This is a genomic window from Halomonas campaniensis, from assembly GCF_002211105.1.
GTDB lineage: Bacteria > Pseudomonadota > Gammaproteobacteria > Pseudomonadales > Halomonadaceae > Vreelandella > Vreelandella campaniensis_A.
In genome coordinates, this window is record NZ_JPUA01000022.1 from 107629 (window position 1) to 118826 (window position 11198).

9 protein-coding genes are annotated in these 11198 nt (G+C 57.5%); 5 read left to right on the forward strand and 4 right to left on the reverse strand.

Features of this window, described 5'->3' with window-relative positions; all coding sequences use genetic code 11:
• Positions 1–9: 9 nt before the first annotated feature.
• From pqqD to pqqA, 4 genes are all read right to left on the reverse strand, one after another.
• Positions 10–294: a pyrroloquinoline quinone biosynthesis peptide chaperone PqqD gene (gene pqqD / locus JI62_RS07940; protein WP_088699634.1), complete on the reverse strand. Its 285-nt coding sequence runs from the start codon at positions 292–294 to the stop codon at positions 10–12.
• Between the two features lie 32 nt (positions 295–326).
• Entirely contained in the window at positions 327–1115 is a 789-nt protein-coding gene (gene pqqC, locus JI62_RS07945) for a pyrroloquinoline-quinone synthase PqqC (RefSeq protein ID WP_088699635.1), read from the reverse strand.
• A 68-nt stretch (positions 1116–1183) separates the two neighbouring features.
• Positions 1184–2107, reverse strand: coding sequence for a pyrroloquinoline quinone biosynthesis protein PqqB (gene pqqB, locus JI62_RS07950; RefSeq protein ID WP_088699636.1), 924 nt, complete (start codon positions 2105–2107; stop codon positions 1184–1186).
• A 93-nt stretch (positions 2108–2200) separates the two neighbouring features.
• Positions 2201–2272, reverse strand: a complete 72-nt coding sequence (gene pqqA, locus JI62_RS07955) for a pyrroloquinoline quinone precursor peptide PqqA (protein ID WP_088699655.1) — start codon at positions 2270–2272, stop codon at positions 2201–2203.
• Between the two features lie 395 nt (positions 2273–2667).
• Between pqqA and JI62_RS07960 the strand changes: the two genes are divergently transcribed.
• The 5 genes from JI62_RS07960 (at position 2668) to katG (ending at position 11048) form a co-directional block, all read left to right on the forward strand.
• Entirely contained in the window at positions 2668–4239 is a 1572-nt protein-coding gene (locus JI62_RS07960; protein WP_088699637.1) for a Re/Si-specific NAD(P)(+) transhydrogenase subunit alpha, read from the forward strand.
• A gap of 16 nt (positions 4240–4255) precedes the next feature.
• Positions 4256–5698 (forward strand): NAD(P)(+) transhydrogenase (Re/Si-specific) subunit beta, encoded by a 1443-nt coding sequence (locus JI62_RS07965; RefSeq protein WP_088699638.1) that lies wholly within the window; start codon positions 4256–4258, stop codon positions 5696–5698.
• A 162-nt stretch (positions 5699–5860) separates the two neighbouring features.
• Positions 5861–7624: an ABC transporter transmembrane domain-containing protein gene (locus JI62_RS07970; RefSeq protein ID WP_088699639.1), complete on the forward strand. Its 1764-nt coding sequence runs from the start codon at positions 5861–5863 to the stop codon at positions 7622–7624.
• A 31-nt stretch (positions 7625–7655) separates the two neighbouring features.
• Complete coding sequence (locus JI62_RS07975) at positions 7656–8663, forward strand: aldo/keto reductase (protein WP_088699640.1); 1008 nt, start codon at positions 7656–7658, stop codon at positions 8661–8663.
• Between the two features lie 231 nt (positions 8664–8894).
• Positions 8895–11048 carry a catalase/peroxidase HPI gene (katG, locus tag JI62_RS07980; RefSeq protein WP_088699641.1) on the forward strand — a complete coding sequence of 718 codons (2154 nt, stop codon included), beginning with the start codon at positions 8895–8897 and terminating at the stop codon, positions 11046–11048.
• Positions 11049–11198: the final 150 nt, after the last annotated feature.

Below are 11198 nucleotides of genomic sequence, written 5' to 3' on the forward strand. Positions count from 1 at the left end.
CTGTTTTTATCAGCCACAGTGAACCTCCTTCACGGCTAGCCAGCCGTTGGCGCGTGCTTCCTCGATAAACTGCACGACGTCGTCTGCTAAGGTCTCCGCGTCTGGGTAGCGCCGCTGTAGGGTGGCGATAATGTCGGCGACGGATTGGTGGCCATCGACCTGTTCAAGAATCGCTCCGGCAGTCGTGCTGAGCTTGACCATACCTTCGGGGTAAAGAATGACGTGGCAGCCCTGAATGGCTTCCCACTGTAACCGCCAGCCGCGTCGCAGTTGGTAAATATCTTGCTGTGCCATGTTGAATTCCCCCAACGCTCGTCAATCAAGGTCTAGTAAAGTGAGTGCTCAAGCCCACGGTGATACACCGCTTCACGGGTAACGGTATGGTAAGGCGGACGGCCTAACTGATAGGCCATGGTCATGGCATCCAGCATGCTCCACAGCACATCAAGCTTGAATTGCAGGATGTTCAGCGCACGTTGCTGCAGCGCCACCGTCGTGCACACGCTTATGGCGATTTCCAGGCCGTGCTCGACGTCTCGGCGGGCTTCGCTGAGGCGCTTGCGAAAGTAGCGATAGCCCTGCTCTTTAATCCACGGGTAGTGCTGGGGCCAGGTATCCAGGCGGTTTTGGTGGGCAAGCGGCGCAAACAGCTCGGTAAGCGATGAGATCGCCGCCTCCTGCCAGGGCGCTCGGGCGACAAAGTGGCGGTAGGCATCGACTGCAAAGCGCACGCCGGGTAACACGCGCTCCTGGGAGAGCAGCGTATGGCGGTGTAAGCCCACTGCTTCACCGAGGGCCAGCCAGGCTTCAATCCCACCCTCATCGCCAGCGTGGCCGTCGTGGTCTAGCAGGCGCTGCACCCATCGCCTGCGGGTGGCTGTATCCGGGCAGTTGGCCAGAAGCGCGGCATCTTTTTGGGGAATCATTAGCTGGTAGTAAAAGCGGTTAGCCACCCAGCCCTGCAATTGTTCTTGGCTAAGTTCGCCGTTGGCCATCGCCTGCTGAAAAGGGTGGTTAAGGTGGTAGTACTGCCCTTTATTCATCAGCGCTTCACGGAACGCCTCCCGATTGAGCGGGATGTCAGAAGCACAGGGCGTTATCGCTGTTAGCGCCATGGTCAATCTCCTAATCGTTATAGTGGCTAAACACCGGTTCTGGAAAACAAGAGCTATTGGCGACAGGGTTATAGCGTGAGCTGCATACCGTCGTAGGCTGTTTCGATGCCTGCGTCCTGAAGTGTTTTTGCCGCCTCGCTGGTGCGGTCTAAAATCGGGTTGGTGTTGTTGATATGAATTAAAATGCGCCGCGTGCTGCTGGGTAGGTCGCTAAGTAGCTCACACATGCCGCCGTTGCCATTGAGCGCGAGGTGCCCCATCTGATGGCCTGTTGAGGTGCCAACGCCTAGTGCCTGCATTTCGTCGTCTTCCCACAGGGTGCCGTCCACCATCACCACATCGGCGGCGTGTAAAAAGCGCATAGCCAGTGGCGTGGGGTTGCCAAGCCCAGGGGCGTAGCACAGCGACTTACCGCTGCGGCGGTCGACAATGTACAATCCTAAATTATCGCCACAGGAAGTAGCGCCGCGCCGTGGTGAGTAGGGCGGGGCATTGCTGTGTAGCGCAAAGGCGGTAAGCGCGATGTCCGGCAGGAAGGGAATCGAAAACTCGACAACATCCTGATGATCTTCCAATCCAACCGGCTGCCAGCACAGCCCGCCCCAGTACTCCAGCATCGGGAACAGTGGAAACCCAGTAGATAAATCGTTATGCACATTGGGAGTGCACCATACATCCAGCGGACAGCCCTCTCTTAGGGAAAGTAGTCCGGTGACGTGGTCGATCTGGGCATCTACCAGCAGCACGCCTCGAATACCGCTGCCACGCAGTTCGTTAGGCCATAATTCCGGGGTGGTGTTGAGCTGGGCGCGAATGTCAGGGGAGGCGTTACATAGCAACCACCGTTTGCCATCAACGCTTAACGCAATGGATGACTGAGTGCGCGGTTGATGGTCACTGCTGCCTTGGCGAGCGTGGAAGCAGTTCGGGCAGTTGCAATTCCACTGAGGAAAACCGCCCCCTGCGGCAGCCCCAAGAACTATCACCTGCATAAGCTGGCCTCTTAAGTTGGTGCTGCGGTGAAAGCCCCTGCCTAGTATGAGCGGGTTGATATAGACAGGGGGCACGACTCAATGATGTAGAAGTTAGCGGGTAGAGATATAGAGCGTTACTTCAAAGCCAAGGCGTATATCTTGATAGGTCGGTTTCGTCCACATAAGGAACTCTCCTGCGTTGTTAAGCATATTGTCGTGAGCGGTATTGCAACTGTCGTTACAAGTGTTACTACCTATGTTGGTGTGGGTACCATTAGCGGTTAAGCGTTATTGCCATGCCCGCTTCTTCAGTAAAGCACTGGTAGAGCCAACTGCCTGTGGTACTTTGGAAGTAGTTTTCTCGCGCTTTTGGGTGGGGCTTGAAGCCTCAATCAGCCCATGTTGTAGTTAAACAACCCAGTTGAATCAAAGGTTGAATAGTATCTGGCAGCCGCCCCGTTAGATCCTAGACTGCTAACAGGCGTTATGACGAAGGTCGAAAATGGGCAGTGCCCAACCGCTATGTGGCGGCGCTGTAGGAAGGTAACAGCAGCAGAAAAAAACAAAGGAGAACGCGAGTGAAAATAGGTGCACCGAAAGAGAGTGCCCGGGGGGAAGCGCGTGTTGCGCTAACCCCCGAGAGCGCCAAGCAGATCCAGAAGCTGGGCCACGAGTGCTTGGTAGAGAGCGGCGCAGGCCTGGCGGCGGGCTTTAATGACGACACTTATCGTGAGGCGGGCGTTACCGTGGTGGAAGGAGCGGATGCGCTCTGGAACGACGCCGAGGTGGTCATTAAAGTCCGCGAGCCCTCTGATGCAGAAGCCGAGCGGCTGCGCAAAGGCCAAACCCTGATTGCCTTCTTCTGGCCAGCGCAAAACGAAGCGCTGCTGGAGAAGTGTAAGGCCCAGGGCGCCACCGTGATTGCCATGGATATGGTGCCGCGTATCTCGCGTGCTCAGAAGATGGACGCACTCTCCTCCATGGCCAATATCGCCGGTTACCGGGCGGTGATTGAAGCGGGCAACAATTTTGGCCGCTTCTTTACTGGCCAGGTTACCGCTGCGGGTAAAGTACCGCCTGCCAAGGTGCTGGTGATCGGTGCAGGCGTGGCGGGCTTAGCGGCGATCGGCACCGCCACCAGCCTGGGCGCCGTGGTGCGCGCCTTTGACGTACGCCCCGAGGTTTCTGAGCAGATTGAATCCATGGGCGCGGAATTCCTGTTCCTCGATTTTGACGAGAGCCAGGATGGTTCTGAAAGCGGTGGCTACGCCTCGCCCTCAAGCCCGGAGTTTCGCGAAAAGCAGCTTGAGTGCTTCCGCGAGCAGGCGCCGGATGTGGATATCGTGATTACCACCGCGCTAATTCCTGGTCGTCCCGCGCCCAAGCTGTGGCTGGAAGACATGGTTGCGGCCATGAAGCCCGGCTCGGTGGTTATCGATTTGGCGGCTGAGAAGGGCGGCAACTGCGACCTGACCAAGCCCGATGAGCGCGTGGTATCGGATAACGGCGTTGTGGTGGTCGGCTATACCGACTTCCCTTCGCGCATGGCCACCCAAGCATCGCTGCTTTATGCCACCAATATCCGCCATATGCTGACCGATCTAACCCCCGAGAAAGACGGGGTGATCAATCACAATATGGAAGACGATGTGATCCGTGGCGCCACGGTGACTCACGAGGGTGAAATAACCTTCCCGCCACCGCCGCCCAAAGTCAAAGCGATTGCGGCCGCTAAGCCGAAGAAGAAAGAGAAAGAGCCCACGGCGGAGGAGAAAAAAGCCGCCGAGCTTGCTACCTTCAAAGCACAAACCAAGCGCCAGGTGGGCCTGTTGGCCGTCGGTGGTGCGCTGATGCTGCTGTTGGGGCAAGTGGCTCCGGTGTCGTTTATGCAGCACTTTATTGTCTTTGTGCTGGCCTGCTTTATCGGCTTCCAGGTGATCTGGAACGTCAGTCACTCGCTGCATACACCGCTGATGGCGGTGACTAACGCGATTTCGGGCATCATTATTTTGGGGGCGATTCTGCAGATTGGCTCCGGCAGCGCCATTGTGGGCGTGCTGGCATCAATCTCGGTGCTTATCGCGTCAATCAATATCGTGGGTGGCTTCCTGGTGACACGCCGGATGCTGGCCATGTTCCAAAAATCCTAAGCGGCGGAGAGACGATATGTTAGGTCAAGGATTCGTATCTGCCGCGGCGATCGCGGCAAGCGTACTGTTTATTCTGTCGCTGGGCGGCTTGAGTAACCAGGAGAAAGCCAAGCGGGCCGTGTGGTACGGCATTGTGGGCATGGCGCTGGCGGTGTTCTTCACCTCCTTAGGGCCGGGTATCGGTGGCTACTGGTGGCTGATCCCGATGATGGTCATTGGTGCCGGTATCGGCGTCTACGTGGCGGGCAAGGTCGAGATGACCGAAATGCCGCAACTCGTGGCAGCGCTGCACAGCTTTGTTGGCTTGGCCGCGGTGTTTGTGGCCTGGAGCGCGGATTTAGAGCGCCGCCGGGTACTGGCGGCACAAGCAGCCGATGGCGTTATGCAGGAATTTTCTGCGTTTGCCGCGCTGGTCGCCACCAAGGCGCCTGACGAGCTTACTTTTCTACAGATTGAAGTCGTGTTCGCTATCTTTATCGGTGCAGTGACCTTCACTGGTTCGGTGGTGGCGTTCGGTAAGCTGGCCGGTAAAGTGGATGGTAAACCGCGCCAACTGCCCGGTGGGCATCTGCTTAACGCCGGAGCGGCGGTGCTGTCACTGCTGTTAGCCATTTTGTACCTCAACGGTGCGGGCTTCTGGACGTTGATTGTGCTCGCAGCGCTGTCGTTCTTTATCGGTTACCACCTGATTATGGGCATTGGTGGCGCCGATATGCCGGTGGTGGTTTCAATGCTCAACAGCTACTCCGGCTGGGCGGCTGCCGCTGTCGGCTTCACGCTTTCCAACGATCTGCTGATTGTGACCGGTGCGCTGGTAGGCTCATCCGGTGCGATTCTCTCTTACATCATGTGTAAGGCGATGAACCGTAACTTCGTTAACGTGATTTTAGGTGGCTTTGGCGGTAGCCAAGGGCCCGCGGCGGAGATCGAAGGCGAGCAGGTGGCCATTGATGCCGGCGGCGTGGCAAGTGCGCTGAACGATGCCGATAGCGTGATCATCGTGCCGGGTTACGGTATGGCGGTGGCCCAGGCGCAAACCGCGGTGAGTGATCTGGTGCGCAAACTGCGTGCTTCGGGCAAGACCGTGCGCTTTGGTATTCACCCGGTCGCGGGGCGCTTGCCAGGGCATATGAACGTGCTGCTGGCGGAGGCCAAGGTGCCTTACGATATCGTGCTGGAGATGGATGAGATCAATGATGATTTCGCCACCACCGACGTGGTGATCGTGATTGGCTCCAACGATATCGTGAACCCTGCGGCCGAAGAAGACCCCAACAGCCCTATCGCCGGTATGCCGGTGTTGAAGGTATGGGAAGCCAAGCAGGTGTTTGTCAGCAAACGCGGCCAGGGAACTGGCTACTCCGGTATCGAGAACCCGCTGTTCTTCAAGGACAACACGCGCATGTTCTACGGCGATGCCCGGGATAGCTTAAATGCGCTGCTGCCGCTGATTGATTAGGTGAGGGCAAGCTAACTAGAAACGAATGATTAAGAGAGATTGAGCACTGAGCCCGCGATTATTCGCGGGCTTTTTTTGTCCGGCGCTATATATCCCTAGCTGCATGCTTTCGACACTCCTGCTATGGTCGGATAACGCCTTCACTGTTGAGCAATTGCTACCATGAATCAACGCCCTAACCCCCGGGTACTGCTGCGCCTGTTGGGACTACTTCGCCCTTACAAAACTCGCTTAGCGTTAGCGGGGTTAGCGTTGCTGATGGCCTCGGGTAGCGTACTGCTGCTGGGTAATGGGCTGCGGTTGGTGATTGATCAGGGCTTTTTGGCCTCGGATGAGCAGGCACTGGCCCAATCGCTAGGTTTAATGCTGGCCGTGGTTACGGTGCTGGCGCTGGCCTCTGCACTGCGCTACTACCAAGTTACCTGGATTGGCGAACGCTTGGCCGCCGACCTGCGCCAGCGGGTGTTTGATCATTTACTCACCTTGGAGCCAAGCTTTTTCGAGAGCGCAAGCGCCGGCCGCGCCGCCGGGGAGATCGCCTCACGCCTGACGGCGGACACCAGCGTACTGCAGAGCCTGTTTGGCTCCTCGGTATCGCTGGCGCTGCGTAATCTGGTCATGCTGGTGGGGGCCGTGGTGCTCATGCTGGTCACCCAACCGTGGCTCTCGGCGATGGTATTGATAGGTATCCCCGCCACGCTGCTACCTATCGTGTGGTACGGCCGCCGGGTGCGGCGGCTTTCCCGCACCAGTCAGGATCGCGTGGCCGAATTAGGTCGCTATGCTGAGAAGGCGCTGAGCGGGATTAAAACGCTTCAGGCATTTACCCACGAGGCGGTGGATAAAACCCACTATGGCCAGCGGGTAGAACAGGCCTTTGGCAGCGCCGTAGAGCGCACCCAGCAGCGCGCTTGGTTAACCGGTGTTGCCATGCTAGTGGTGTTTACGGCGGTTGGCTTAATGCTCTGGCAGGGCGGTCAGGCGGTGCTAGACGGCACCATGAGTGCGGGCGAGCTATCGGCGTTTATCTTTTACGCCGTGCTGGCAGCAGGGGCTATTGCCACCCTGGCCGAGGTAGCCGGGGATGTGCAGCGCGCGGCAGGAGCTGCCGAGCGCTTATTGGAGCTGCTCGATACGCAGCCCGCTATCCAGTCGCCGGTAAATCCGCAGAGCTTGCCAAGCCCTTCACGTGGTGAGATTACCCTGGAGAACGTCACGTTTATCTACCCGGGTCGGGAAACCCCAGCGCTGAACGGGTTTGACCTGCATATCAAGCCGGGAGAACGAGTAGCGGTGGTGGGGCCTTCCGGGGCAGGTAAAAGCACGCTGCTGGCGCTGCTGCTACGCTTTTATGACCCCAGCCAGGGGCGCATTACCTTGGATGATAGGGATGTCCGTACGCTAGATCTTGCCGCCTTACGCAATGCTATGGGGTTGGTAGCCCAGGAGCCAGTGCTGTTTAGCGGCTCGGTGGCCGAGAATCTGCGTTACGGAGACGCTGAAGCGGATATCGAGAGATTGCGCACTGCCGCTCAGGACGCCAGTGCCCTCGACTTTATCGACGCGCTGCCCCAAGGTTTTGACACGCCCCTGGGCCCCGGTGGGGTGCAGCTCTCCGGTGGCCAGCGTCAACGGCTCGCCATCGCCCGGGCACTGCTTAAAGATCCCGCCGTGCTGCTGTTGGATGAAGCCACCAGCGCCTTGGATGCGGAGAGCGAGCGGCTGGTACAGCAGGCGCTGGATCGGTTAATGGTCGGGCGCACCAGTATCGTGATCGCCCACCGGCTGGCGACGGTTATTGCTGCTGACCGCTTACTGGTGCTTGATGGCGGCAAGCTAGTCGCGGCGGGCACCCACGCGGAATTGATCACCACCAGCGCGCTCTATCGTCATTTAGCCGCGTTGCAGTTTGGCGGTGAAACGTAATAAAACGGTTCTTTTTACGATGGGAAACCTTATGTCGAGCTTCTTTCAGCGCCTTAATGCCGTAAACGCCCCTTCGATTGGTCTGGGCTGTATGAACCTCTCCCACGGTTACGGCAGTATCGTGCCGGAAAGCGCAGCCCTACGGGCGCTGGATGAGGCCTTCGATATGGGCTATCGCCACTTCGATACCGCCACCCTGTATGGCGCCACGGCCAATGAGAAGGTGGTCGGGCGCGCCCTGGAGGGCAAGCGGCACCAGCTCTTTCTGGCCAGTAAATGTGGCATGGCGATGGACCCTGAGTCGGGCAAACGGGTGATTGATGGCCGCCCGGAAACCCTGCGCAAGCAGTGCGAAGCAAGCCTTGCGCGCCTGCGCACCGACCATTTGGATCTCTACTACCTGCACCGCTTGGATCGCCGAATCCCCATCGAAGAGAGCGTGGGGGCGCTGGGGCGCCTTGTCGAAGAGGGCAAGATAGGTGGTGTGGGGCTATCCGAAATATCAGCGATCACGCTGCGTCGTGCGGTGGCTGAGTACCCTATTGCTGCCGTGCAGTCAGAATACTCGCTGTGGACGCGCAATCCTGAAATTGCGTTGATTCAGGCGTGTCGAGAATTGGATGTTGCTCTGGTAGCGTTTAGCCCGCTGGGGCGTGGTTTCTTAACTGGCGCTATCAAAGACCCGGCGCGCCTAGAAGAGGGCGATATGCGCCGACATATGCCGCGCTTTAGTGCCGACAACTACCCGCAAAATTTAAAACTATTTGAACGCCTGGCGGTGCTGGCGCAGGCCTTGAACGTTACGTCAGGGCAACTGGCGTTGGCGTGGCTGAAGGCTCAGGGGCAGGACATTATCCCCATTCCTGGTACTCGCTCGGCTGATCATATGCGTGAAAACTTAGCGGCAGAGACACTGCACCTTGATGTCACTACCTTGTCTCAGTTGAGTGCCATGATGACTCCAGGCCAAGTGGCAGGTGCGCGCTACAGTGAGGCGCAGCAAGCGGACATCGATACGGAAGAGTTTGAGTCACGGTAGTGCACGCAAAGTAGCGATGTATAAAAGCTATTAGATCGGTCGCTAAAAGTAAATTGTGCCTATGAAGGTTGTGGGCTAAAAATGTACCAAGTGAGTGAAGCGTTCTGTGATCACACGTTGCTGTTTGAGCACGCAGATAAGGACGCTCACCGTCAGTTGACTTGGTAGCTCAAGATGAATGCAACCAAGACAAAAGCAGCTAGCACAAAATGAAGTGAGAGGGAGAGAGCTATGAGTGGTAAATGTCCTGTAATGCATGGTGGCAATACCTCCACGGGCACGTCGAATAAAGACTGGTGGCCGGAAGGGATAAACCTGGATATCCTGCACCAGCAAGACCGCAAATCAAACCCGATGGATGCTGATTTTGACTATCGGGAAGAGGTCAGAAAGCTCGATTTCGACGCGCTCAAGCAGGACGTCCATGCGCTGATGACCGATAGTCAGTCCTGGTGGCCGGCGGATTGGGGCCACTACGGTGGGCTGATGATCCGCATGGCATGGCACTCTGCTGGCACCTACCGTCTTGCTGACGGTCGTGGCGGCGGTGGTACCGGTAACCAGCGTTTTGCACCACTCAACTCCTGGCCGGATAACGTCAGCCTCGATAAGGCGCGTCGTCTACTGTGGCCGATCAAGAAGAAGTACGGCAACAAGATCAGCTGGGCCGACCTCATGATTCTGGCCGGTACCGTTGCCTACGAATCCATGGGCCTACCCGCCTACGGATTCTCATTTGGCCGTGTGGATATCTGGGAACCCGAAAAAGACATCTACTGGGGCGATGAGAAAGAGTGGCTGGCGCCTTCTGATGAGCGCTATGGCGATGTTGAAAAGCCGGAAACCATGGAAAACCCGCTGGCAGCCGTGCAGATGGGCCTTATCTACGTTAACCCCGAAGGTGTTAACGGTGTGCCCGACCCGCTGAAGACCGGCCAACAGATACGCGAAACCTTCGCCCGTATGGCGATGAACGACGAAGAGACTGCAGCGCTTACCGCCGGTGGCCACACCGTAGGTAAGTGCCACGGTAATGGCGATGCGGCAGCACTGTCGGCTGAACCAGAAGCCTCTGACGTTGAAAACCAGGGCTTCGGCTGGGGTAACCCGACCATGGGTGGCAAGGCGAGCAATGCGGTGACATCCGGCATTGAAGGCGCCTGGACCACTCACCCCACCCAGTTCGACATGGGCTATTTCGACCTGCTGTTTGGATACGAGTGGGAACTGCGCAAAAGCCCGGCCGGTGCTCACCAGTGGGAACCGGTGAACATCAAGGAAGAGGACAAACCGGTTGATGCCAGCGACCCCTCTATTCGCCACAATCCGATCATGACCGATGCGGATATGGCCATGAAGATGGATCCGACCTACCGCGCCATTTGCGAAAAATTCATGGCGGATCCGGAGTACTTCAAGCAAACCTTCGCTAAAGCATGGTTCAAACTGACCCACCGTGACCTGGGCCCGAAATCGCGCTACATCGGCCCGGAAGTACCTGCTGAAGACTTGATCTGGCAGGATCCCATCCCGGCTGGCAGCACCGACTACAGTGAAGAAGTCGTTAAGCAGAAAATCGCCGAAGCTGGCCTGAGCATCAGTGACATGGTCAGCACTGCCTGGGACAGCGCACGCACTTACCGTGGTTCTGATATGCGCGGCGGTGCTAATGGTGCCCGCATTCGTTTGGCGCCCCAGAAGGATTGGGAAGGCAACGAGCCTGCGCGCCTCGCCAAAGTGCTGGCGGTGTACGAGAAGATCTCTGCCGATACCGGCGCCAGCCTTGCCGATGTGATTGTGCTAGCGGGTAGTGTAGGTATCGAAAAAGCCGCTAAAGCAGCGGGCTATGATGTCCGTGTGCCGTTCCTGAAAGGTCGTGGCGATGCCTCTGCCGAAATGACTGATGGTGAGTCATTTGAGCCGCTAGAGCCGCTGGCGGATGGTTTCCGCAACTGGCAGAAGAAAGACTATGTAGTGAAGCCGGAAGAACTGCTACTGGATCGCGCCCAACTTATGGGGCTGACAGGGCCCGAAATGGTCGTGCTACTGGGCGGTATGCGTGTGCTCGGCACCAACTACGGCGGCACCAAGCACGGTGTATTTACCGACCGTGAAGGCCAGTTGACCAATGACTTCTTCGTCAACCTGACCGATATGGGCAACAGCTGGAAGCCGGTCGGCAGTAACACCTATGAGATTCGCGACCGCCAAACCGACGCCGTTAAGTGGACTGCTTCTCGCGTTGACCTGGTATTCGGCTCGAACTCGCTGTTGCGCTCCTACGCAGAAGTCTACGCCCAGGACGACAACGACGAGAAGTTCGTTAAAGACTTCGTTGCCGCCTGGACGAAAGTGATGAACGCAGATCGCTTTGACGTCGCGTAACTACCTCGCGCGATAGTGCTAGCAAGTAAACCCGCATCAATGATGCGGGTTTTTTATTAGGCGCTCACTAAAAGGCACCCAAGCTGAACTGCACCCCAAAAGTTGGACGCTCATCCAACGATTGGGGTGTTTTTCATGACGAAACATAAT